21 protein-coding genes and 2 pseudogenes are annotated in these 23,296 nt (G+C 69.5%); 6 read left to right on the top strand and 17 right to left on the bottom strand.

Annotated elements, in window-relative coordinates:
• Positions 1–41: 41 nt before the first annotated feature.
• From VFV67_RS06085 to VFV67_RS06075, 3 genes and pseudogenes are all read right to left on the bottom strand, one after another.
• Positions 42–563 (bottom strand): annotated as a pseudogene (locus VFV67_RS06085) (LLM class flavin-dependent oxidoreductase); the annotation flags it as partial.
• A 116-nt stretch (positions 564–679) separates the two neighbouring features.
• Positions 680–1,153 (bottom strand): MarR family winged helix-turn-helix transcriptional regulator, encoded by a 474-nt coding sequence (locus VFV67_RS06080; RefSeq protein ID WP_326467874.1) that lies wholly within the window; start codon positions 1,151–1,153, stop codon positions 680–682.
• 42 nt (positions 1,154–1,195) lie between these two features.
• Entirely contained in the window at positions 1,196–2,179 is a 984-nt protein-coding gene (locus VFV67_RS06075) for a glycoside hydrolase family 3 N-terminal domain-containing protein (RefSeq protein ID WP_326467872.1), read from the bottom strand.
• A gap of 509 nt (positions 2,180–2,688) precedes the next feature.
• Between VFV67_RS06075 and VFV67_RS06070 the strand changes: the two genes are divergently transcribed.
• Positions 2,689–3,384 carry a hypothetical protein gene (locus tag VFV67_RS06070; protein ID WP_326467870.1) on the top strand — a complete coding sequence of 232 codons (696 nt, stop codon included), beginning with the start codon at positions 2,689–2,691 and terminating at the stop codon, positions 3,382–3,384.
• A 17-nt stretch (positions 3,385–3,401) separates the two neighbouring features.
• Here VFV67_RS06070 and VFV67_RS06065 read toward each other — a convergent pair whose 3' ends face one another.
• The 10 genes from VFV67_RS06065 to VFV67_RS06020 all read right to left on the bottom strand — a co-directional run bounded on the left by VFV67_RS06065 (position 3,402) and on the right by VFV67_RS06020 (position 13,482).
• Positions 3,402–4,079: a protein DA1 gene (locus VFV67_RS06065; protein WP_326467868.1), complete on the bottom strand. Its 678-nt coding sequence runs from the start codon at positions 4,077–4,079 to the stop codon at positions 3,402–3,404.
• Positions 4,080–4,147: 68 nt separating this feature from the next.
• Positions 4,148–5,119: a hypothetical protein gene (locus tag VFV67_RS06060; protein ID WP_326467866.1), complete on the bottom strand. Its 972-nt coding sequence runs from the start codon at positions 5,117–5,119 to the stop codon at positions 4,148–4,150.
• Positions 5,116–6,078 (bottom strand): protein phosphatase 2C domain-containing protein, encoded by a 963-nt coding sequence (locus tag VFV67_RS06055; RefSeq protein WP_326467864.1) that lies wholly within the window; start codon positions 6,076–6,078, stop codon positions 5,116–5,118. Before VFV67_RS06055 ends, VFV67_RS06060 begins: the two co-directional genes overlap by 4 nt.
• A complete protein-coding gene (locus tag VFV67_RS06050; protein ID WP_326467863.1) occupies positions 6,075–6,815 on the bottom strand; it encodes a vWA domain-containing protein in 741 nt (246 codons plus the stop codon). The genes VFV67_RS06055 and VFV67_RS06050 overlap by 4 nt, the downstream gene beginning before the upstream one ends.
• A 3-nt stretch (positions 6,816–6,818) precedes the next feature.
• Positions 6,819–7,688 carry a hypothetical protein gene (locus VFV67_RS06045; RefSeq protein ID WP_326467862.1) on the bottom strand — a complete coding sequence of 290 codons (870 nt, stop codon included), beginning with the start codon at positions 7,686–7,688 and terminating at the stop codon, positions 6,819–6,821.
• Positions 7,685–8,362, bottom strand: coding sequence for a hypothetical protein (locus tag VFV67_RS06040; protein ID WP_326467861.1), 678 nt, complete (start codon positions 8,360–8,362; stop codon positions 7,685–7,687). Before VFV67_RS06040 ends, VFV67_RS06045 begins: the two co-directional genes overlap by 4 nt.
• 10 nt (positions 8,363–8,372) lie before the next feature.
• Positions 8,373–10,073: an Hsp70 family protein gene (locus VFV67_RS06035; protein ID WP_326467860.1), complete on the bottom strand. Its 1,701-nt coding sequence runs from the start codon at positions 10,071–10,073 to the stop codon at positions 8,373–8,375.
• On the bottom strand, positions 10,070–10,534 hold the full coding sequence (locus tag VFV67_RS06030) for a hypothetical protein (protein ID WP_326467858.1): 465 nt from the start codon (positions 10,532–10,534) through the stop codon (positions 10,070–10,072). Before VFV67_RS06030 ends, VFV67_RS06035 begins: the two co-directional genes overlap by 4 nt.
• Positions 10,531–10,947, bottom strand: coding sequence for a hypothetical protein (locus VFV67_RS06025; RefSeq protein ID WP_326467856.1), 417 nt, complete (start codon positions 10,945–10,947; stop codon positions 10,531–10,533). The genes VFV67_RS06030 and VFV67_RS06025 overlap by 4 nt, the downstream gene beginning before the upstream one ends.
• A gap of 6 nt (positions 10,948–10,953) precedes the next feature.
• Positions 10,954–13,482: a hypothetical protein gene (locus VFV67_RS06020; RefSeq protein ID WP_326467854.1), complete on the bottom strand. Its 2,529-nt coding sequence runs from the start codon at positions 13,480–13,482 to the stop codon at positions 10,954–10,956.
• Between the two features lie 664 nt (positions 13,483–14,146).
• Here VFV67_RS06020 and VFV67_RS06015 point away from each other — a divergent pair.
• From VFV67_RS06015 to VFV67_RS06005, 3 genes are all read left to right on the top strand, one after another.
• On the top strand, positions 14,147–14,749 hold the full coding sequence (locus VFV67_RS06015; protein ID WP_326467852.1) for a toll/interleukin-1 receptor domain-containing protein: 603 nt from the start codon (positions 14,147–14,149) through the stop codon (positions 14,747–14,749).
• Positions 14,746–15,117, top strand: a complete 372-nt coding sequence (locus VFV67_RS06010; protein WP_326467850.1) for a hypothetical protein — start codon at positions 14,746–14,748, stop codon at positions 15,115–15,117. Before VFV67_RS06015 ends, VFV67_RS06010 begins: the two co-directional genes overlap by 4 nt.
• Positions 15,118–15,193: 76 nt before the next feature.
• The gene (locus tag VFV67_RS06005) at positions 15,194–15,742 is read left to right on the top strand and encodes a DUF3592 domain-containing protein (protein WP_326467849.1); all 549 of its coding nucleotides are present in this window, start codon (positions 15,194–15,196) and stop codon (positions 15,740–15,742) included.
• A 2-nt stretch (positions 15,743–15,744) separates the two neighbouring features.
• On the opposite strand, the gene VFV67_RS06000 is transcribed toward VFV67_RS06005, so the two are convergent.
• The gene (locus tag VFV67_RS06000) at positions 15,745–17,322 is read right to left on the bottom strand and encodes a right-handed parallel beta-helix repeat-containing protein (RefSeq protein ID WP_326467847.1); all 1,578 of its coding nucleotides are present in this window, start codon (positions 17,320–17,322) and stop codon (positions 15,745–15,747) included.
• A gap of 69 nt (positions 17,323–17,391) precedes the next feature.
• Positions 17,392–20,172, bottom strand: coding sequence for a beta-L-arabinofuranosidase domain-containing protein (locus tag VFV67_RS05995; RefSeq protein WP_326467846.1), 2,781 nt, complete (start codon positions 20,170–20,172; stop codon positions 17,392–17,394).
• Positions 20,173–20,355: 183 nt separating this feature from the next.
• Between VFV67_RS05995 and VFV67_RS05990 the strand changes: the two genes are divergently transcribed.
• Both VFV67_RS05990 and VFV67_RS05985 read left to right on the top strand, forming a co-directional pair.
• Complete coding sequence (locus VFV67_RS05990; protein ID WP_326467844.1) at positions 20,356–20,856, top strand: RNA polymerase sigma factor; 501 nt, start codon at positions 20,356–20,358, stop codon at positions 20,854–20,856.
• Positions 20,853–22,169 carry a hypothetical protein gene (locus VFV67_RS05985; RefSeq protein ID WP_326467842.1) on the top strand — a complete coding sequence of 439 codons (1,317 nt, stop codon included), beginning with the start codon at positions 20,853–20,855 and terminating at the stop codon, positions 22,167–22,169. Before VFV67_RS05990 ends, VFV67_RS05985 begins: the two co-directional genes overlap by 4 nt.
• Before the next feature lie 7 nt (positions 22,170–22,176).
• Here VFV67_RS05985 and VFV67_RS05980 read toward each other — a convergent pair whose 3' ends face one another.
• Together VFV67_RS05980 and VFV67_RS05975 are read right to left on the bottom strand one after the other, a co-directional pair.
• A complete protein-coding gene (locus VFV67_RS05980; protein WP_326467840.1) occupies positions 22,177–22,569 on the bottom strand; it encodes a DoxX family protein in 393 nt (130 codons plus the stop codon).
• Positions 22,570–22,859: 290 nt separating this feature from the next.
• Positions 22,860–23,296 (bottom strand): annotated as a pseudogene (locus VFV67_RS05975) (hypothetical protein); the annotation flags it as partial.

Genomic DNA, 23,296 nt, shown 5'->3' with positions numbered 1-23,296 from the left:
GCGGCCGCCGCCTCGTCGATGACCGGCCGCGATGTCCGGTACCGCTGGCTGCGCCAGTCCGCCGCGTGGCCGGGAATCCAGCCGTCGGCCACCCGTCCGGTCGCGGCAAGGGACTTCCGGCCGACCGACCCGGTCCACACCGGCGGCGCCGCCACCGGCGCCGGTTCGATCTTGTCCACCCGGTAGTACGGGCCGTGGTGGGTGACCGGCGGGCCGCCCCCGGAAAGCTTCCGTACCAGCATGATCGCCTCCTCGAAGGCGTCCACCGCCGCGCCGGGGGCGAGCCGCGGCACGCCGAGATCGACGATCCGGTCCCACAACCCGCCGGCTCCCATGCCGAGCACGATCCGCCCACCGGACAGCGCCGACAGCGAGGTGACCGCCCGGGCCAGCAGGGGAGCCGGCCGGGTCGGCAGGTTGGTCACGTTGGCCAGGCCCGAGATGCGCTGGGTCCGGCCGAGCACGAACCCGATGGCGGCGTAGGCGTCCAACCGTTCACCTAGGTAGGGATGGTCGGACACCGAGAAGAGATCGAGCCCGTCCTGGTCCGCCTGCCGTGCCATGCGCACCAACTAGGCCCTGCCCCCGATGCTCGGGTGCGCCCCGAAACCAAAAATCACTCGCACGAGTTTCCTCCGAAACCATTCGTATCACGAACAATACTAGTTCGTGCAACGAACTATGAACGGGTATCGGAGTCCTCGTCGAGGTCGAGAAAGACCAGCGGAACCATGTTGTCCGCCACGATCCGGCCGAGTAGCGCCGCCAGTCGGGTCCGGTCGCCGGCCCCGAACCCCTGTGCCAACCGGTCGACCCGCCGGCAGGTCTCGGCATAGAACTCCGCCACCCGCCGGCTGCCCTGACGGGTGAGCGCCACCCGCACCGCCCGGGTGTCCCGCGGATCCGCTTCCCGACGCACCAACCCATTCCGCTCGGTCCGGTCCACCAACCCGGTCAAACTCGACTTGGCCAGCCCCAATACGGTACTCAGCTCTCCCATTCCGTACGGCTGCGCCATCAGCACACACAGCAACTGCCCCTGCTGCGCGGTCAACCCATGCTCCCGAGCCGATTCGGCATATACCGCACTCACCAGAAACGAAGTGCGCACCAACCCGGTCACCACCCCGACCTGCCCAGCGCCCTTTCGCACCGTCCCAGCCTACCCTCAGTTCGCAGAGCGAACTTTTCGCGCTCACGAACCCGAGCAGATCGATTTTGCCCGCAGGGTCCGGTGGAGTGCCTCGTCGACTCGGGCGAGCGGGAGCCGGCCGGAGGTGAAAGCCTGCTCGAGGGTGGTGATCACCTCGGGCAACCGATCGCCCGAGGACCAGAAAGCGATGTCGGCACCTGCGGTCAGCGCCAGCAGAACGGCTTCGGGAAGGGGATGACGGGTGGTGACGGCCCGCATGCCACCAAGGTCGTCGGTGATGGCCGGACCGGTGAAGGCGTACTCGGTGCGCAGCAGGCGGTAGGTGGCCGGCGCGAGGGAGGCGGGCCGGCCACCGGTGAGGTCGGGCACGTCGAGGTGGCCGATCATGACCGCGGTCGGTCGGGTGGGCTGGATCGCGCGGTAGGGGAGGAGGTCCAGCGTGCGTAGCTGAGCCAGCGGCGGCGTGGTGACCGGACCCCGATGGGAGTCGCCGGACGTGCGGCCATGGCCGGGGAAGTGTTTCACCACCGGAAGGATGCCGGCCTCGCGCAGGCCCTGCGCGAACGCCAGGGCGTAGGTGGCGACGACGGCGGGATCGGACCCGAACGAGCGATCCCCGATGACCGCGCCGTCGGGCTGGTCGGTGATATCGACGACCGGCGCGAAATCCATGGTGACGCCTCTGGCGCGGAGGGCTCTGCCACGCGTCCTGGCGAGGTCACGGACCTGGTCCGGGTTCATGGTGCGGGACATCGTCCGCGGGCTGGGGATCTTCCCGTCGACGGCGTCGATCCGCTGGACCCGACCGCCCTCCTCGTCGACGGCGACGGCCAGGGGGAGATTCGCGGCGGCGCGGACCGGGCCGAGGCCGTTCTCGGTGAGCAGGTCGGTAGCCGTGCCGCCGAGAAAGATGCCGCCGACGGCGCCGGTGCGGACCACGGCTGCCGCGGCGTCCGCGCTGGCCGGGTTCACCCCGACCATGAGGAGCTGGCCCAGCTTCTGCCGCACGGAGAGCGTGGCGATCACCTCGGCGCAGCTCCGGGCAGCCGCGGTCGTCGGCCGTGGAGGTGTGGCCGCGGGGACGGCCCTCGGGGGCGGCTCCGCCGCGACCGGTTCTGCCGACCCGGACACCTGCGTGGGAACGCTGATCCCCGAGGCCAGGAATCCGCCAAGAAACACGGCCAACAGGAGAAGCGGTGTTTGCGGCCCGGTTCGGCCGCTCCGGGGGCTCACGGATTGGTGTCCCGGTGCGGCCGCAAGTGGACAACGAATATCTGCGACGGTGACAATGTTTGTCCTTTTCTGTTTCGCGGTGTGCAGCCTACCGGTGTATCGCTCGAACCGCCTGAGATGTTGTCCTCCGCGAGGTTTCCGGGTAACACTTGCCGGGCCGGCGCGACACCTATCCTGTAGAACCGGGTGAGTCGCTGCCAAAGAGGTGGGTTATGGCTTCTTGTCGGGAATGCGGTCACGCCGGCCGTCCGCGGGCCCGGTTCTGCACACATTGTGGCGCCACAATTCCAACCGCCGCTCCGGTGCGGCCGGAGCCGTCCGTCACCCCCGCCCGGCCGAATCCGCCGGCCGCGCTCAGGACACCGCCGCCGACGTCGTCGCCGCGCCGGCCACGCCCCGTGCGTCAGCTACGTGGCCCCATCGCGGCCGGAGCCGTGCTCGTTCTGATCATGATGGCCATCATGATCGGCCGAAGTGGAACGTCGACGTCGGCACCGCCCACACCCCAGGCCGTCCCACCCGTGATCCCCGCTCCCGGCAACGCGGTGGTGGCACCGCCGGCCACGCCCACCACGACGACGACCACGTCCCGTGTTCCCGAAGTGACCGACGCCGCCACGGCGAAGGCGGAACTCGAACGGCAGGTGGTGGCCGACCGGCCTGCCGTCGAATCGCTTGTCGGGTATTGGGTTCCACAATTGTCCGGCAAACGCCCGGGTCTGGTGGCGAATGGGATCACCTACAATTACGTGGAGATCCTGCGTGACCACCGCTCACTCAAGGCCCGCTACCCCGGAGCCAAGCTACTCTGGTCCGGCGATTTCACCAGCTTCAAGTACCCGGACTTCTGGATCACCATCCAATCGTCGACCTATCCGGACGGAGCGTCCGCCAACACCTGGTGCAACGCGGAGTTGATCCCCCGAGACGACTGCTATGCCAAACTCATCTCCCACACCCAACCCTACGAGGGCTCCACCCAACTCCGCCCGAAGTGACGCCGGCCATGGGAGTCTCACTTGGGGAGGTGGCCGGAGGTGGCGAGGCTGGTGATGACGGTTTCGAGGCCGTGGCGGCGGGTGGCTGCGTGGACGGTGCGGGCACCGGTGCCGTAGATAGGGTCGGGGTTGGTCAGGAGCTGCCCACGCAACGCGAGCGCGAACGGGGTGTTGGCGCGTTTGAGCCAGGCGTAGGCGATGAGCTCGCAGACACCTTCCTCGATGGTGGGTTCGAGCGGACGGGCGCCGAACTGGGCGAGCCAGGCGTGGCCGAGCTCGTGTGCGATGACCCGGCCGAACATGGTGCCGGGCAGTCCGGCCAGCACGCGGATCCTTGCCACGTCGGCGGTTCTGCCGCCGGTCGGGCGCAGCTCGGTCACGCCGAGCGGCTGACCGTGCTGGCGGCCGACCGGTGTGCCGGACAGCTCGGCCGCGGTGGCCAGCAGCACCCGCACCCGGCTGTGCAGCGCGAATCCCAGATCCGCGAGTTCCTTCCGGATGCCGCCTAGCCGGGCCCGGACGTCCTCGACCGTGTTCACCGCCTCGGCCGCGCAGCCGGGGCACCGCAGCCGGCCCGCGCCGACGTCCTGCCAGCCGGGACCGCGTGGATTGGTTGCCACGGCCGCGCAGAACGCGCAGTGGCCGGATACGGGGTGCGACAGGCAGGTCAGCTCCCCCCGCAACGACTCTGCCACCGGCCCGAACGGGGCCCGGTCGCAGACGACACACCGGGGGAGGCCACCCGGCGCACGCGGAAAGCGGCTCACCGGATCGCGATCCACTTGCCGGTGGCCGGGTCCCGACGCCAACCGGACGACCTGGCCGGCACTGCCGGACCACGGACCGGCACGGCCGCCACCAGGTTTGGCGAACCGGCCGGGACCACGCGTTTGGCGAAGTAGGCACGCCAGGCCGCGGCCGCGGGGCGGGTCGCCGGCGGGCCGAACGCGGCGGTCAGCATGGCCCGGCCCTCGGTATCCAGCTGACCCACTACCCGGCCGGGGTCCCGAGCGGTGGAGGCCCGCGGGCCGGGGTTGAGCGTCCGCAGGACGAACAGTCCCAGCTTGTACAGGTCCGTCGCTTGGGTGAGCACCCGTCCCTCCGGCGGGTCCCAGTCGGGCGCGTTCAGTTGCCGGACGACCGGTGCGTTGCCCCGAATCCGCACCGCGTCGCAATCGACCAGCATCACGGTTGGCTCGGGGTTGAGCCGAAACAGCGCGTTCTTGGCGTTCACGTCGCCGAACACGACGCCGTTGCGGTGCAGCAGCGCGAGCGCGAGTGCCAGGTCGCGGCAGATCGCGAACCGGTCACGCAGCGACACATCAGGCATGCCGAGCCGGTTCGCCAGCGTCGGGTCGACGAAGAGGTTCTGCACCTCCCGCGGATCGCGGGTGCGCCGGCCCGACGACGGCAGGACACGCTCCTGGAAGAACGTGTCCGGGATCAGCGGCATGATCACGCCACACACCGTGCCGTTGTCCCGTACCACCCGCACCGGCCAAGCGGCCACCGTGTCGAGCGCCTCCCGGGTTCGCGGCTCGAGCCGGCTGCGCACTCCGACGATGGCCCGGAGTCCGTTCGGCGACACCTGGTTTCCCTTGTAGCGTTTGAAGACGAGCTGTCCGGTCGCGTCGGGCAGGCGCAGCTCGGGAACCAGGTACACCACGGCCTGGCCGCCCTGACCAAGCTCGGCGCCCAGGTTGCCGAGCTCGGACCGGTCCAGCTCGTCGTTCACGACGGCGCCGGTGTCGGCCAGACGGCGACCACCGTGCGGTCGTCGTCGTAACTGCGGCGGGCGAAACCGACCTGGGCGGCGAAGTTCAGCGGATCGGGGGGCCGCTGCCACGCCCGCGCGAGGTGGTCGCCGACCTCACCGGTTCCGCCGCCGAGTGCGTCGCCCACCCCGTCGGTCATCAGCACCAGGACGCCGTCCTGGTCGAGGCGGGCGGCCACCGGAGGGGGCAGCTCCCGCGGGATCAGCGGCACCGCCGCGGTCGCCGACGAAGCGACCGCCGCTCCGGCGTTCTTCACCGCTTGCAGCGGGGTCCACCGGGTCTCCCGTTCGGAGTGCAGCAGCCAGGCCGACGTGTCGCCGAGGGACATCACGTGCACGGTGCGTCCGCCACCGTCGTCCGGATCGACCGCCACGACCGCGAACAGGGCGGTGGCGGCCGCCCGGTCGGCCACCTGCCGCAGATCCGCGCCGGGCAGGTCCAGCTCCGCCCGGACCTGACCGACGACCACGGCGGACACCTCGCCGAGGACCGCGTTCCAGTCCAGCGCGGCGGGTGCCACGCCGGTCAGCAGCCCGGCGATCCGGGTGCAGCCTTCGCGGGTGACGATCTCCGCGGCCCGGTGGGAGTACTCGCCTGCGGACACGCCGTCGGCCACCGACACGACCAGCCACCGGCGATCCTGCGTGACCAGGAACCCGAACTCGTCCTGCCGGGTGGTGCCGTAGTACTGATGGGACAGCCCGCGCCGGCTGGCCGCCCGGACCTCGAGGCCGCCGGCGTCGGATGATCCTTCGATCCGTACGCCGTCGAGCACGATGGCGGGGCGGAACGGAAATCGTCGGTCCGGTTGGGGTATCACCGCCCTGGCTGCCCGCCCTGGATCGCCGATCGCCACCGGTTCGACTTCCGGTCGCGGATCGCGTAACGCGTGCCTGCCGCCCGAAACCGTGCCGCTCATAGGAAGTCCTCGTCATCGGCGGTGAACGAGGAGACACCGGCCGGAAGCTGGCCGGGATCGGGCAGGACGACGCCCGGCCCACCGTTGGCCATGCTCATACCGGAGCTGAGCACGCTGGAGATCAGGATCTCGGCCATTGCCTTGATCGCTTCGGCCGGAGTGTTCCCTTTGTCCATAAGGAACATACGCATCTGCTTGTTGCCGGTCGCCGGGTGGATGAGCGACTGCAGGATGACCGGATCGGCGTTGTCGACGCCGAACGGAATCACATTGGGGTACATGGGAAATCCGACCTTGCTCTGCCGGTCGTACTGGGTCAGCTCGGCGAAGGCGCTGCGCCAGTCGTGCTCCTCGTCGGTCGGAGCGCCGTCACTGAGAAAGAACACCACCGGCCGGTGGACGCTGTAGTTGTCCGCTTTGAGCTGCATCACGTCCAGCTCGACCTGCTTGCGCAGCAACCGGAACGCGACGCCGTAGGAGGTTCCGCCCCGGGTGGACAGCGTCGGCACGAAGAGATTCGGCTCGAGCAGATCGCACAGCGGCAGCTGGACGCGGGCGTCGTCGGAGAAGTCGACGAGGCCGAACCGCACCTTGTCACTGAGAATCGGATTCTGCTCGAGCGCCTCGAGCAGGCTGGGAACGATGTCATTGGCCGCGTCGATGCTCGGCCCGTCCATCGACCAGGACACGTCGATCACGAGATAGAACGGGAGGAGCTTCGCCTTTTCCTCACCCATCGGTCACATCCCTTCTTCTGACAGCGTGGACAGCGGTTCGCGCCAGGCGGAGGCGGCCGGCCGGACGTCCGGACGGCCGCTCAACCCGGCACGGAGCAACGGCAGGAACTCGCGGCCGAGCGCGGCCCTGGCACGCTCCGGGTCCCTGGTATGGAAGTCACGGGCCAGGACGCGCAACACGGTGAGCGCCACCTTGTAACGGTCGGACTGCTGGTTCTGGGTGCCGGGGAATGCCGGGTCGTCCCAGCCCGGCGAGTTCGGCTGCCGCACCGCCGGGTTGGTTCCGGTCAGTCGCAGGGCATCGCAGTCCAACAGGTATACCGCCGGCTCGCCGCCGGCAACCGACCAGAGCACGTTCTTGACCGACAGGTCGCCGAGGACCACCCCATGGTTGTGCAGCACGGCGACGGCGGCGGCGAACCGGGCCAGGACCCGCAGCCGGACCGGGCGGTCGAGGTCGGGAATACCGCGCCGGGTCAGCAGATCCGGACCGGCGATGAGGAACTGCAGCTCACTGAGCACCTGGCCGGCCGATCCGGACGGCAGCCGGACCGGTATCGAGAACCGTGGCGGCACCCGGGGCAGCAGCACGCCGGCGGCTCGACCATGCCGCAGCAGCACCGCCCGCGGCCATGCGGCGATATCGTCCACAGTGGATCGATCGGCGTCGGCGAGCGAGCGCCGCCAGGCCACCAGCCGGGTGAGTGCCGCGGCATCCAAGTCGACCGATGGTAGATACCACTTGGCGACGAGCGGTTCGCCGGCCGGCCGGCCCGCGCCGCCGAGCACCTCGACCACCCGACCCTGCCCGCCCCTGCCCAGCTCCGCACCCGCCCGCAGGCCGGCGCCGTCGATTGCGAGTGGTTGCGTCACAACAAGTCCAACTCGTCGAAGCCGTCCGGCGGCGGACCGGCTACGGCGGCTTGTCCGGACGTGCTGGACGCGACGACGCTGCGGATCACCACCGCGCCGATCTCGGCGATCGCGTCGCGGACCGCGGTACCCACGCTGGCCACGAAGCACCGGGCGGTGGCGACCTGCCGGAGCGTCGCCGCGCTGGCCTCGCCGATCGCGAACGTGATGATCTCCGGGCGGACGGCGGCGGTGCGCAGGATCGCGAGTTCCGCGACCCACTCGGCCGTCCGGTCGGTCGGTTCGCCGTCGCTGACGAAGAAGACCAGCGGCCGCAAGACCCGGTACTGGTCCGCGGCGAGTTGCTCGACGTCGCTCCGCACGGTCCGGTGGAGCAGCCGAAACGCCGCCGCGTAACTGGTCAGGCCGTCCGGTTCGAGCACGGGCAGGTCGCCGACGGTCGCGATGTCGCACAGCGGTAGGCAGAGCCAGGCCCGCCCGGCGAAACCGATCACGCCGATTCGGGCACAGTCGCTCACCACCGGGTTGGCCCAGACGGCGTCGCGTAGCCCGGTGAGCGCGTCGCGCAACGCTTCCACCCGCCGGTCCTCCCGCATCGAGCTGGACAGGTCGCACACCAGGTAGATGGGCAGGATCGCGGCGTGCTCGGTGGTGATCGCATCCGTCCGGTGCACGGCCACTCACCTAGACCATCAGGTACGCGTACTGCCGCAGCGCCTCGGTGAGCGCCCCTTTGCATTCAACGAGCCCGTCGCCAGACGCGTGTTCGAGGTCGCCGCAGATCGCCTCCAACCGCTTGGCTTCCTCGTCGTCGACGAACGGGATCACCTTGTTTCTGGCCCGATCCACCAGCCGGGCGGCCTCGGCGTCCACCATGGGGACCGGCACCCGGCGCCCGGAGCCGTTCACCGTACCGGTCTGCATCGTGGCGTGCACCCGTTTGGCCAGTTCCACCAGCGCTGTCTTGTCCTTGGTCACGCCGAAGGAGACGTCGTCCCGGAGCATCTGCCGGCCGGTGAGCTGGTCGACCACGGTGATGTGCAGGATCCCGTCCACGTTGTACTCGTAGGTGATGGTGAACGAGGCGTCGGCCTGGCTCCGGGTGGGCTCGACGGGGATGGGCCACTCCTTGAGCACGACGTTGTCCTCGTGCTCGACCGGCTTGGTCGGATCGCCCTCGATCACCCGCACCAGGACGGAGCTCTGTCCCTCCGCGGCCGGCACGTAGCTGTCCGTCGCCTTGGCCGGCAGTTGGTGGTTGCGCGGGATGAGCACGCTGAAGGATGGCCTACCGTCGTTGTGTACGACGGTGCCCAGCGCGTGCTCGGTCGCCACGAAGAAGTCCTTGTCCAGCTGGCCGAGCAGGATGGCCGACGCGATCGCGGCACCCTGGGCGACGGCCGTCATCGGATCGGCGCCGGTGGCCGGTTCCCGGCCGAGCACTTCGGAGACGAGCTGCCGGGCGGCCGGGATCTTGCTGCTGCCACCGACCATCACGAGCTGGTCTATCCCTCTGGGATCGATCGACAGGTCGGAGAGGCACTGCCTGATCGGCTGGATCGCCTCGTGCAGCTTGCCGCTGATGGCTTTGATGAACAATTCCCGGGTGACCGGCACGTAGCGACCGGACGGCAGCTGGAGATTGGTCTCGTGCTGGTCGGAGAGCAGGATCTTGACCCGTTCCACCTCGAGCCGGAACTGCGCCTCCTCCGCCGGGCTCCAGGACGGCGCCGACGGCAGCTGCGCGGTGATGGCGTTGGCGAAGACCTCGTCGAGATCGATGCCACCGGAGCGCGGAATCCCTTTGGACGCCCGCTCGATGAAGACCCCTTCGATGGTCTCCAGCACGGTGACGTCCAGCGTGCCGCCACCCCAGTCGAAGACCAGGACGTTCTGGTCGTGCGTGGCGTCGATGGAGAACGCCATGGCGGCCGCGGTGGGCTCGTTGACCAGTGCCTGCACCTCGATCCCCGCCAGCCCGGCGGACACCTTGGTCCGGTAGCGGGCAAGCCCCCGACTGTTGGCCGGAATCGTAACCACCGAGCGGTTCACCGTCACTCCCGCCGATGCGCTGCGGATGTGCGCGAACAGCAGGGCGGCGGCCTCCTCGACCGACACGACGTGACCGTTGATGTCCACGGTGTTCTCGGTGGCGAACAGCCGCTTCACCGCGTTCAGCTTTCCGCCGGTCGCACGCTTGGCGTTCCAGCCGAACAGTGCCTCGCCGGCGTCGCCGATGCCGAGCACGGACGGGAGGACCCGGTCGAAGCCCATGTTCTGCCACTGGCCCGGCGGCGTGTCGATCGACAGCACCTCGGCTTCCACCCCGTTCCACTGCGCCAGAACGGAGTTGGTCGTCCCGAAGTCGATACCGAACGGGTTCACGCCACGACCTCCCCGTTGCCGGCGGGCACGCCGATCCGTTCGGTCTGGCCCATGACGACCGCCCGGGATGTCACGGTGTCCCGGTACGCGTGGCGCAGGACCCGGAAGTCCGGACCGTCGCCGCCGAGCACGTCGTAGTAGCGGGTGTCGTGCGGATCGGTCACCCGCTCGAGACCCGCCTGTCCCATCCACTCGTCGATCAGCGGGGCGAGCTCGTCGGCGGGCGTGGCCGCCGACGCCGCCTCGGCGAACCGGGCCAGCTGGTACAGATGCGCCATCCGCTCGCCGGCCGCGGCGACGATCTGCCGGCGCAACCCGTCGTAGGCGTCGACGGACAGCTGCGAGGACGGGTCCCGCACGATCGTCGCCACCTCGATCTTCTCGATCGAGCGGACGATTGCGTCGACCGCCTTCTCCAGCCGGTCGAGCCGGGCGAGCAGGTCGCGTTTGTATCGCGTCATATCCGGGTTCCTCCAGGAGTCTGGTAGCCGTAGTCGAATCGGACGAGGTGGGCCGCGGCCGCGCCGAGCAGGGCCGACACGTCGTCGGCGAGACCGCTCACCAGCGTGTCCACATCGGCGGCCGTGGTGACCGTGGCGCGGGGCAGCGGTACCGGTGGCGGGGCGAACAGCCCGGTTCCGGCCGGCGTGAACACGTCCGGGTTCGCCGGTACCCGGAAGAGGTCGACCGCGTCGAACGGGTCGCCGTCTTCGTGCTGGATCTCGTGCAGCGCCCAGGTGAGATCCTCGGTGGTGATCTCGGTGGTGCCCGCTCGCCTGATCCGGCGGGCCGCCCTGGCGAAGCTCTTGCGCGCGGCGTCCGGCGGGCAGCCGTAGTCGACACCGAGCAGCAGGTAGGGGTTGCGATCGGCCATGACTCCTCAGTTCTGCAGGACTCTGTCGGCCCTGAGCTCGACCTCGTGGCAACGCTCAAGGAAATCCATCACCGTTTCCCGCACATCGGCGTCCGCCAACCGGCGCAGCCAGGGGCGGAGCTGGGTTCTGGTGCGCTGGCATGCCGCGACGAACTCGGCCACCTGGGCCCGCGCCTGGAACCACGGCGGCGTGCCGCGCGGTACCCGGTCGAGCACGGTCAGCGCGGTGTTGTAGGGCTCCCGCATCGACTCCAGCTCGTTGCCCCTGGCCTGCTGAAGGTTGAGCGCGATCCGGCGGACACACAGCTCCGCGAGATTCGCGGGAACCTTGCCCTCGTCGGGCTCCAACGCGGGGATCTTGCGCTCGTGGGTGTTGAACAGCTCGATGATCAGGTCGGAGATCTCGAGGTCCTGTTCGGACAGATGGTAGGTCAGCGTCGCGACCGCGAGCAGGGCGAGGATCACCCTGGCCCGCGGGGCCAGGCCGCGGACCTGTTCCACGAGCGCCTTCGCGATCACGCCGGCCGCGTTGTCCGGATCGTTGATGTGATCGATGAGGAACTCGATGGTGTCGTCGACGAGCTTGTCGCGGGCGTCGCCGAGCCAGGCCGGTGCGGTGTCCCAGGCCTTGACGGTGCCGAACATCTCGACCACCGGCAGCAGGCCGTCCTCGGCGCGCGCGACGAAGTACCGCGCCTCGAGGGAGTTGCGGTGCGGTGAGCCGGCCAGGCTGCCGGGTGCGCGCAGCCAGACGGGATCGAACAGGGCCATCGCCTCCGCGATCGCCCGGAAGTCGTCGATGTCGATCCGCTCGGTCACCACCGCCCGCAACGGCTCCCGCAACACCGTCGGCAGTTGCAGCTGGGCACCTTCCTCGCCCTGCCAGACGTTCGTGGCGTCGCTGCGCCACATGTCCAAGGCCCGCCGCGCGGCGTTCACGCGCATCGCGGCGGTCGGTGCCTCGCGGACGATCCTGGCCAGGTGCCCGGCGGCGCGCTCCGGGTCGAGTCGTGCCGCCACCACGCCGATGTTGGCGAGCAGCGCCACCGAGTACTCCCCCTCGATCGCGGACTCGAGCTCCCGCAGCGCACCGGCGTGGTCACCCAGGTGGTGCAGCCCGCAGGCCAACAGGTTCTGCGCCTCGTCCCGGATCGGCTCGGCGGTGGCGAGGTCGAGGCACCGGCGCGCGGCCGCCACTCCGGCCGCCCAGTCGGCGAGGAACAGGTGTTCGCGCGCGGCGACCAGGGCGAGCCATTCGTAGAACTCGGAGCAGCGCTCGGCCGACCCGGGATCGTTGGTGTGCAGCCGGTCGGACCCGAACAGGCCGATCAGCGGAAGCCAGGTGCTGCGGTCGGACAACAGGGCCTCGTCGAGCAGGGTCGCCGGATCCTGGCCGTCATCCGACCCGCGCAGCATCCGCACCAACCGCTCGGCGGCCTGCCGGTGCGCCGGCAGCACGTCGTCGGCGGACACCGCGGTGTGCCGTCTGCGCAGGATCAGGTCCAGCGCCGTGACATGCCTGCCCATCGGAGCCGCCCGGTCCTCATCGGACAGTTGGGTCTGGCCGGTGGCCAGTGTGCGCCGGATCGCTTCGTCCCGGTGGCCGAGGCTGTCCAACTGTTCGCCGGTGAGCTGTTCCGGAGCCAGCCGGCCGAGTAGGTAGATCCGCTCCGGTGTCCGGCGGGTCGTGCCGGACAGGGTTTCCGCCTTGAGCGTGCCACGGTCGATCAGGTCGTCGAGCACGGCGAGCGGTGCCGTGTCGACCGCGACGGGACCGCAGTCCTTGCCCGGCGTGTGACCTCCGCCGTGCGTCACCGCGAGCCGGCCGCGCGGGCCAAGCAGGGCCAGTGCATCGGGATCCGCATGCACCGCGCTGACCAGCCCGGTGAGCTGGATGATCTGGCGGGGTGCGCAGAGCCGCGTGCTGATCAGGGCGAGGTCGTCCAACCGCTGTGCCGGGTTTGTGTCGGTGGTGCCGAGCCGGCGGCGGAGCGCCGCCGCCAGCGGATCGGATGGCGCGAATGCCCGCAGGGCGCCGGACAGCTTTTCGGCCGCACCGGGTAGGTGCTCGATTCGACCGGTGAACGCGGCGAGCACCGCGATCTTGCGGCGGTACCGGTCCGGCGGGAGCGCGGCGGCGGCGTCGACGACCGCGGCCGGGTCGTCCCGCCGCGCCGCATGGATCAGGGTCAACCAGATGATCTCGGTTCGGTTCAGACCGCAGCGGGCCAAGAGGTCGGGCCGGCCCAGTTCGAGCACGTCGATCGCCGCGGCGCGACTGAACCACGGCGCGGCGGAGATCACGGTGAAGGCGTGGTTCAGCAGCAGGTCCGCAGTCCAGGGCAGTGACACCGCGCCGGCGGAGACGGCTGTGGCGTAGAGCAGTATCCGCCCGGCCGGGCTGAGCGGGTCGGGCGCGGTCATTCCGGTCAGCTCGGGCTCTGCCGGCGCGGGCAGAGCGTCGTTGGGCAGCACGACAACCTGTCCGTCGTGCAGCAGCAGGTTGTGCCCGGCCGTGGCATGCCCGACGATCATGGCCCATTTCCGGCGCAGTCCTGTGCGGCGCCGAAAAAGCGTGCCGAGGACCGCCTGACCGCCGGGTGGTGCGCGGTCCGGAACGAGGACGAGCGAGTTTCCGCATGCGGGACAGGACTGCGCGGCCGCACCGACCGCGATGTCGGCTCCGCACACCACGCACATGTCCGGCTGGCCGCCGTGGACCTGAGCAAGTGGCAGCGGAGTCGACCGGCCGGCGAGCGCGGCGGCGGTCGCAACGTCGGGACCGGGACTGGTCTGGACCTCGGGGCGCCGCCGCGTGCGTTTCCGTTCCGTGTGGACGGTCGGTGTCGGGTCGGCACGGCCGTGCGCCACCGGTGACCCGCACTGGTCGCAGAACCTGTCCTCGGAGGCCGTTTCGGCGCCACATGTAAGGCATGAATCCGAGGCGAGAACGGAACGGATTGGCGACACTCTTCCCTCCATTCGAGGGATACGGTCCGCTGGTCAAGGCCGCGGGTCCGTATCGTCATGACGACGCATCGATCACGGCACCGGCCGCGTTACGAGGACAAAAAGTGGTCACCAGCCGGCCGTGGTAACGGTTGGCACCGACGATCGACTAAAAGGTGTGTCGGCAATCGTCGGAGGTGCGGTGACAACGCGTCGAAATGCATGTCGGCAGGTGGGCGATTTTCCGTCAGTGGACGTTTTCGTCAGCTACCGCAGTGACGACAACCCGTATGTCGCTGCCCAGCTCCACACGGTGCTCGGTGTGCGGTTCGGTCGTCACCGGGTGTTCCGGGACTGCGACTCGATGCGACCGGGGCAGGTCTACCCGGACAGCATCCGCGCGGCATTGGCCAGTTGCCGCGTGCTGGTGGTCGTCATCGGCCCGGGTTGGCTCACCGCCACCGCGGGGTCCGGCCGCCGGCGCCTCGACGACACCAGGGACTGGGTCCGCCGCGAGCTCAAGTTCGCCTTCGGCCACAAGGTTCCGGTCGTTCCGGTGCTTCTCGACGGTGCCGCTCCGCCGGCTCCCGGCGAACTTCCCGACGACATCAGGCAACTTGGCCTGACCCAGGCACACCGGGTCCGGCACCGGCAGCTTCGCACCGACCTGGACGCGCTCGTGGAACACCTCACCGCTCTTGTGCCGGGCCTGGGGTCATCCGATCTCGCTGCCGAACCGAACCCGACGGGTGTCCACAATCAACACAACATGGCCGGCTCCGGCGGCACGGTGTTCGCGAACCAGGGCACCCAGAACATCTACCCCGCAACGGAAGGAGTCCCGCGGCCATGACAACGCCGAGCGGCCGGAACGTTCCCGGGCGGGTGTACAACAATCAGCACAGCACGCCGGGGCCGGGCGGCGTCGTGAATGCCAACCAGGGCACCCAGAACGTCTACCAGGGCGGCCAGACCTTCAACACCATCAACGCGAACAACACCATCCACGCTACGCCCGTGCGGCCCAAGGGAATCCAGCGTGACACCAAGGTGCTGCTGATTCTCCTGGTCATCGACATCGCGTGGTTCGTCTGGGGCATGACGGCCTACACCGGTCTCAGCGGCGACACCGGCGACCTGGTCCGCTCGATCGGCTTCCTGATCCTCTTCGCGATGACCATCCGGCTGTTCGTGAACTGGGTGCGTCGTCGCCTGCAGTGAGCAGCCGGATGTCCTTTGGGGCGGTCGTTGGGGCGGAGCGGGCGGTCGGGGCGGGTGCGGCGGTTATCGTGCGGCCATGCCGCGGTCTGCTCGGAAGGTGATTGTGTGGGTGCTGGTCGCGCAGGTGGCGTGGATGCTGCCGGCGGCGTTGTACCTGGGGTTTCTGTGGCGCACCACGGATGAGGTGGATCGGAGCTATCCGTGTCGTGGGGGAGCCACGTGTTACAGCGGGCCGACGACGTATCTGGTTCTGATGTTGGTGTTCGGCGGGTTGGGGGTGGCCATGGCGGTGGGGGTGGGGTGGCTGGCGGTGCGGTGGCGTCGGCGGTCGGTGGAGCGGGACCGGCTGGTGGCGGAGGGGTTGCGGATTCCGGCGCAGTTGGTGGGGGTCGCGGGGACGAATACCCGGATCAACGGTCGGCGGGTGTACCGGTTGACGTTCGAGTCGCGGGCGCTCGACCGGCCGGTGCGGGTGGTGGAGCGGGCGACGGCGCCGCCGGTGATCGGGTTGCGGGCGACGATCGCCTACGACCCGGCCGCGCCGCGCCGGGCCGTCCTGGTGGAGGACGTCGAGGAGTTGATTTCGCCGATGTACCTGCACAAGAAGGAGTGGCGGGAGGTCTGACCTCAGAAGCGGGCGCCCACGTCGGCGCCGTTGGTCGGGCGGAGGAACGTGCTGGACCGGATCGAGCCGTCCGCGTTCCGGGCGCCGGTGATGGTGGCCGGATCCGTGCTGACGAACGACCAGGAGCCGCCGAGGTCCCAGGAGTTGCCGCTGCCGCTGGAGTTTCCGCCCAGCGAGGAGTTGGTTCCGTTGGAAACGGCCAGGTTCCTGGTCAGCGTTCCGTCGGCGTCGGCGAAGTCGAACCCGGTGCCCCCGTTGCGCCAGGCGGTGCTGCGGTCGGTGACCAGTTGGCCCGGGTTGGCGTTGTCGATGAACCCGCCGGCCGAGTTGTCCCACGCCATGCCGTTGCGCACGATGTGGGCCGCGGGCAGGTCTTCGTCACCGCCGCCGAGCTTGAAGCCGTTGCCGTCGCCGGTGTAGTCGGGCAGGTTCCAGCGGTTGAACCCGTTGCCCCAGGCGAGGCTGTTCTCGACCGTGACCGGGGACAGGAACTCCCAGAAGTCGAGGCCGTCGTCGGAGTTGTTCCACAGCCGGGCGCCGCGCACCACGTTGCCGCTGCCCGAGCCCTCCTTGATGGCCAGGCCGTCGGCGCTCTCCCCGTTGTTGCGCGGATCGCGGTTGCCGAAGCTGTCCAGGTTGATCACCTGGTTGTTACTCGACGCACCCTGGATGTGCAGTCCGGACTCATAGTTGTCCCGGGTGATCAGCCGGTCGAAGACGTTGTTGTTCGTGTCAAGACCGAAGATGGCGTACGGGCCGTTGATGATCTCCAGACCGATCAGCCGCCAGTTGTCGCCCTCGATGTGGATGGCGCCGCGCTCCGGACGCGGGATGCTCCCGTCCACCGGCGCCGGGGTGTGTGGCATGTTCTCGCCGTCGATGATCACCCGCTCACCGTTGTGGTTGCGCATGGTGATGGGCTGGCTCGGCGTGCCGTTCTTGATCAGTTGGATGTTGGTCGCCGGTGCGTAGGTGCCGCCGCGCAGGTTGATGGTGTAGCCGGGCTGGGCCAGGTCGACCGCCCGTTGCACGGTGCGCAGCGGTGCGGCCAGCGTGCCGGGGTTGCTGTCGTTACCGCCGGGGGCCACGTACAACGAGTTCCCGGGCGGCGGTGGGCTCTCCCACACGAAGTCGATGTAGTCGATGTTGGGCAGGCCGCCGGAGGTGGTCGGATTGAGCCGGATCGTGGAAGTGCCCGCGGGGACCAAGAACCCCACGTTCCTCGACGCCCAGGTCGACCACGCGCCGGTGGGCTCGAACGGCACCGAGAACAGCCTGGTGCCGTTGACGATCAGGTCGGCCGGCCGGCCGGTGGTGCCGCCGTTGGCGAACCGGACCGTGGCCATCCCGGCGCCGGAGCCGGTGGCGACGACCGTGAACTGCACGAACGCGCCGGTGGCGTTGGTGCCGTTGCAGAACCCGGCCCCGGAGAACCCCGGCCAGTTGCTGTCGATCGTGCCCGTGCAGATCGCCGGCGGATCCTCGGCCTCCAGGTGCGGTGGCACGGCCGCCGCGGGCGTCGCCAGTACCAGACCGGTCAGCAGGATCGTGCCCGCAAGGAGCGCTTGCCATCGCATCATGAATCTCCAGGCTAGGAACGGTCGCGTGGACAATCACGCGCACCGTGTGGACTATTGAGCCGGGACGGCTCAGCGTTCGAGGTGCGCCGCCTCGGCGGCGGCCAGGACGGCTTGGTGCTGCTCCGGGGTGAACAGGCCGAGGTTCCGCCATTGCGTGCCGGCCCGGTCGACCGTGCGCAGGAACCGGTCCCCGGTGGGGAACGGGGCGTTGGCCCAGACCTGGTCGAGGAAGGTCCGGCCGTCCGCCCGGGCGAGGTTCGGCACGCCGCTGTCGACCGCACCGAACACCACCCGAGGCTCGTGCCGGGTGAAGTAGGCGTGGTAGGGGGCGGTGTCGGCGAGGTAGAACGGCGTGACCGGGTAGCCGTGCGTGCTGAAGGTCATCGGCTCCGGACCGGGGACGACAGCCCGGGACAGGTCGCCGCGCAGGTCCATGTCGCGGTAGAAGGAGAACTCCCGGTACGTCGTCTCCGCGGCGCGGGTGACCAGCGGCACCGGGCCGTAGGCCAGGCTCTGTTTGGCCGGATCGTCCAGCGCGCGTTCGGCCCGCAGGGTGAACGGCATGGTGAGCACGATCCGGTCACCGGGCCGCCAGTCCCGGCGCAGCGTGACGTAGTCGCCGGTGCTCGCGTCGACCTTCTGCCGCACGCCGTTCAGCGTGACCGTGAAACCACCGGTCAACCAGTACGGCACCCGCAGCTTGATGTCCAGCTGGCCGGTGCCGTTGACGGTGATGGTGGTGGTACCGGTCGGATCGGTGGGATGGTCCGTGGTCTGCTCGACGGTGAACCCCCGCTCCGTCCAGTCCAAAGTGGACGCGAGGTAGAGGTTGACGTAGAGCGTGTCGCCGTCCGCGGACTGGAAGTAGATGGAGTCCTGGTACTTGACGTGGCTTTCCAGGCCGGTTCCGCCGCAGCAGGTGCCCAGGTTGCCGTAGCTGCGCCGGGTGCCGGGGCTCATCGGCACGAAGTAGGTGAGCAGCGGGTTCGTGCCGCTTCTGGCGTGCTGCCGGGAGGCGAGGATCTGGCCGTACAGGGCCCGCTCGTAGTACTGCATGTACTTGGGGTCCGGGTCGTGGAAGAACAGGTTTCGGCTCAGCTTGAGCATGTTGTAGCACGGGCAGGTCTCGGCGTTGGTCTCCTGGATGGTCGCGGCGATCACGTCGCGGGCCCCGAACAGCTCGCCGGTGCCGGCCATGCCGCCGTCGGTGTAGATCCGGTGCGGGACGACCATATCCCAGAAGTTGGCCACCGCGTCGTAGAACTCACGCTCGCCGGTCTGCTCGAAGATCGCCAGGTAGCCGAGGAACTGGGGGATGTGCTGGTTGGCGTGCAGCCCGTCGAGGATGTCCTCGTTCCGCGTGGCCGCCTCGAACAGGTAGGTGTTGATGAAGCATCTGGCGGTCTCGAGGTGGGCCGGGTTTCCGGTCAGGGCGTGCAGTTCGGCCAGTACGGCGGCCATCGCGTTGTACTCGCCGGCGATGTACAGCCGCCACATCCGGTCCAGCTGCGGGCGGGGCAGGTGGGCCAGCCGGCTGTGCGCCCAGTCCGCCATGTCGAGCACGATGTCCAGCGCCTGTTGGTTTCCGGCCAGCTGGTAGGCGTCGAGCAGGCCCCGCATGATCATGTGGCAGGTGTACCAGGGCGCCCAGATCGACGGGTACGTGGCGAACCGCTCCAGCAGGATGAACTGGGTTTCCGGATATGCGGCAAGGTATCCGCGATGGCTCGGACCCGGGGCGCCGGTCGGTTCGGCGACAAGGGTGGCGTCCCGCCCGTTGCCGGACGAGTCGCCGGCACCGTCCCCTGTGGACTCGTCGAACCGGTACGAGGCGACGTTGCCCGCCCCGAGCTGCCCGCCGGCGAGCGTGCGCACCTCGGCCGCGGTCAGGGCGTGGTCGTGGATCTGCAGGTCGTCCACGGCGGCGTTGAGGAACGGGTCGCCGAACTGGGAGCGGCCGATCCAGTTCCGGTCGGTGGCGCCGAGGCTCGCCGGCGTGCTGGTCATCGCGTCGTTGGCGGCGACCGGCGTGCCGTTGACGTAGAGCGTGCCGGTATTGCCCCGCAAGGTGACCGCGACGTGGGTCCACTGGTTGGTGGGCAGTGCAGCGGTGCCGTTGATCCGCTGCTCGGCGCCGACACCGTTGGTGGTGATCGCGAACCGGGGCGCGGATCCGGCGCTCGCAACCAGGAACATGTACCGGGTGGTTCCGGTGCCGAAGTCGAAGATCCGCGACCAGGTGGTCGTGGCCGCCGGGTTCACCCACAGCGCGACCGTGAAGTCGGCCAGACCGGACACGATTCCCGTTGGCAGCGCGACATACTGGCCGGTTCCGGACAGCCGGACCGCGTTGCCGAACCGGCCCGGCGCTCGGCTCACCGGGGGAGTGGGCGGCGCCGGCTGGCCGACCTGCTCGTTCAGCGCGTCCTGACACTCGCCGAGCGCACCGACCAGGTAGTCGAGCTTGTCCCGGTAGAACGTGTCGCCGGAGCCCGCGTAGGCAAGGGCGAGCGCGCTGAGGTAGTGCCCGGCATAGTGGCCGCGGAGGTTACCGGTCGCGGTCTCCCAGCCACCGGGCGGGTTGGCGCCCCGGGTGTCCAGGCCCGCGTTGGCGCGGAAGACGGCGAGCATCCGGTCGGCCGGATAGCCGCGGAGGAACTCGGCGATCCGGTCCCGGTTGGCGGCGAACAGGCTGGGCGCGAGACTCACCTGATGGTTTCCGAAGGGTCTGACCACCCAGGCGGTCGGAGTCCGGGCCGGCGGCGCCGCGGTCGCGGTTCCGGTGACGGTGAGGGCGGACGGAACGGCGGCGGTCAACGCGCCGAGTCGCATCGCGTTCCGTCGGGACAACTGCCACATGGCGTTCCCCTGTTCGATATTTCGAACATTGTTCGACTGTACCTCGAACGTAAGTCGGTGGCGCAACCGTGTCAACGACCGGGCAACCGCGCCGGCGTCGAGCGTGTGTAGGAACCGTGAGCCTGCGTGACACCGGTGGCGACGAGGAGTTTCGCCAGTTCGCCGAGGCGGTGAATGGACCCGCTCGGCCGGCTGGCGTACTCGCTGTGCGGCGACCACCACCTCGCCGAGGACCTGGTGCAGACCTGTCTGATCAGGGTCTACCGGGTATGGCCCAGGATCCGGCGGCCGCACTACGCCGACGCCTACGTGCGCAAGACGCTGCTGCGGTGCTGGCTGAACGAGCAGCGCCGGCCCTGGCGGCGCGCGGAGAGCCGCAGCGGCGTCCTGCCGGAGGTCGGCGACGAGCGGGCCGATCCCGCCGGGTCGGTGGAGTGGGACGGCTCGGAAGAGTTGCTCCGCCGCGCGCTCGACGAGGTTCCGCCGCGACGACGCGCCACCGTGATTCTCCGCTACCGGATGCAACTGTCCGTGTCCGAGACGGCGGAGTTGTTGCGCTGCTCGGAGGGAACGGTCAAGAGCCAAGCCGCCAAGGGCCTGGAAACCCTGCGGGCGGCGCTGACCCGGCTGGACCGGGAGTCCACCGCGGGTGCCGCGGGAAGGAGTCAGTCATGAATGAGCAGCAGCTGATTTCCCGGTTGGCGGCGCCCGGTCACCAGCGCAGCGTCCGGGTGGATCTGGACGCCGTCATCGCCACCGCCAGGCTCCGGCGCAGGCGCCGCTGGGAGGTGGCCGGCGCGATGGCGGCCACTGGCGCCGTGATCGCCGGCCTGGTTCTGACCGTCGGTTCCCTCGAGGACACCGGCGATACCCCCGCGGTTGCCGCACGGGGTGGGAACGTCGGCTCCGGTGCTCCCAGCGAGTGGACGCTGCGCCCACCGGGTATTCACAACAAGCGCCCGTCAGCTATCGCGGCGATCAGCGATTCCGACGTGTGGACCGTCGGCTACCGCCGCGTCAACGACAGCTCCACCAAGGCGGCGCACTGGGACGGGCAGCGGTGGCAGCAGTTCGACCTGCCACCGCTGACGGGTGTGTCCGGAGTCGCCTCCGACGACGTGTGGGCGGTCGGCACGGTCGGCACGGCCCAAGACCCGAAACCCATTGCCATGCATTGGGATGGTCGCGCATGGCAGAGCGCGTCGGTGCCGCGCGACCGGATGGGCGGGCGACTGTGGAAGGTGGCGGCGGTCGCGGCGGACGACGCGTGGGCGATCGGTGGCGTCGACCCGGCCGACCCACAGGCCGCACACCCGTACATCGTGCGCTGGGACGGGAATGAGTGGCGGACGGCGCCGACCCCGGCGGTACCCGGCGCGAAGAACATGATCCTGCACGACATCTACGCCCGAACCGCCGATGACGTCTGGGTCGTCGGGGTGTCCGACGCCGCCCCCGGGTCTTCGCCGCTCGCCCTGCACTGGGACGGCCGCCAGTGGTCGGTCCTTCCGGTGACGACCGAAGTGGGCGAGTTGAGGGATGTCGTCGCGCTGGCACCTGACGACGTGTGGGCCATCACCGCGGACAAGTTCTTTCACTGGGACGGCAATCGCTGGCAGGACTTCCTGCCTCCCGAACCGGACTACAGCAACCTCTACACCCTCGCCCCCGACGGGACCGGTGGAGTTCTGGCCGCGGGTAGGTGGGGTTGTATCCGGCGATGCGACGACGACGACCGCAGTGAGCCCGGAAAGGCCCTCGTCACCCGCTGGACGGGATCGGCCTGGACCCGGATCGACGGCCCGCCGACCGGCCCCGGGGGCGGCTCCCTGCACGACCTGAGCACGACGCCGGACACCGGCACCGTGTGGGCGATGGGATCAACCGCCGACGGCGTCGCCACCTCCGTCAACGGGACGCTCGTCTCGGGACCCGCCGGCGGCCCGACCGAGATCCCGTTGGTGGCCGCCGCCTCCTTCCGGGAGTGACGGCCGGCTAGGACCGGCTGAGCACCCGGGGCAGGGTCCGCACGGTGTCCCAGCGGTACCAGGCCACCACCGCGGCGAGGATGAGCAGCAGGAAGGGGAGCTTCGCGTCCCCGTTGTCCAGCAGGAACAGTTCGGTGCCGATCGCGCCGACCATGATCCCGACCAGGCCCAGCGCGGCCAGGCCGCACAGCGGCGGGATGAGCAGGCCGATCGCGCCGGCCAGTTCCAGCGCGCCGGTGAGGTACCGCAGCCACTGCCCGAGGCCGATCTCCTCGAACTTCTTCACGAAATCGTCGCCGAACAGGGAGAACGCGCTGTAGACGAAGTACGCGGCAAGTGCCACCTGTAACACCCACGCCGCGATGTCACCGACCCGGACCGCCCGCTCCTGTTCAGTCATGCCGGCCATCCTCGCACACCTTCGGCCCGTCCCACATGGACCGCGATCGCACATGGTGGCCGAGACGGTCCTGAGCAGCGTGTCGGGGCGCAGGGTGTCCGAGGCGACCTCCCGGACCCGCTGGCCGGGAACCAGCCGCAGTGTCCACTGTGTACAGATCGTGACGATCGCGGCGGGCATCCCGGTCCGGAACGGCGCCGGCCAAAACCGTGCTCGCCATGATCCACCATCCGATTCACTGCGTGACGGGATGATCACAGTGCGTTCAAGGGTCATGCCTACGGCTTGGTTCACGGCACCTGGATCGGCACCGGGTTCGGGTCCGGCACGGGATGGTCGGCCGGCATTGGCTCGTCGGCTGGGCCGGCGTTGCTGAGGTATCTGCCTACCGTCTTTCGCAGTGCGTCGGCGTGCAGGTAGATGTCCTCGACCCCAGTGATCGGAACGCGGGTCTCGACCTTGTGCTCGTCAAAGATGCCGAGATACTTCTTCGTCCGGTTGAACCACAGCCGGGCGATCGGCCTGCGATTGTTGTCGTCGAGCAGGATGCCGAAGTAGCTCTTGGTATCTCGCGCGACGATCCGACCGGTGGGAACCTCGCTGCACACGATCGCCCGGACCACCCGGTATCCCTCGATCTCCTCCTCCAGCATGACCAACTCGTCCTTACCGTCGTCTCCGCCGCCGCTCGCCGGCGCGTTCACCGCGGCATTGTCCTTGAGCGCAG

Source organism: Actinophytocola sp. (assembly GCF_035762905.1).
GTDB lineage: Bacteria > Actinomycetota > Actinomycetes > Mycobacteriales > Pseudonocardiaceae > DASYTH01.
Note: the sequence above shows the minus strand (reverse complement) of the source record. Positions and strands in the feature narration are given on the sequence as shown.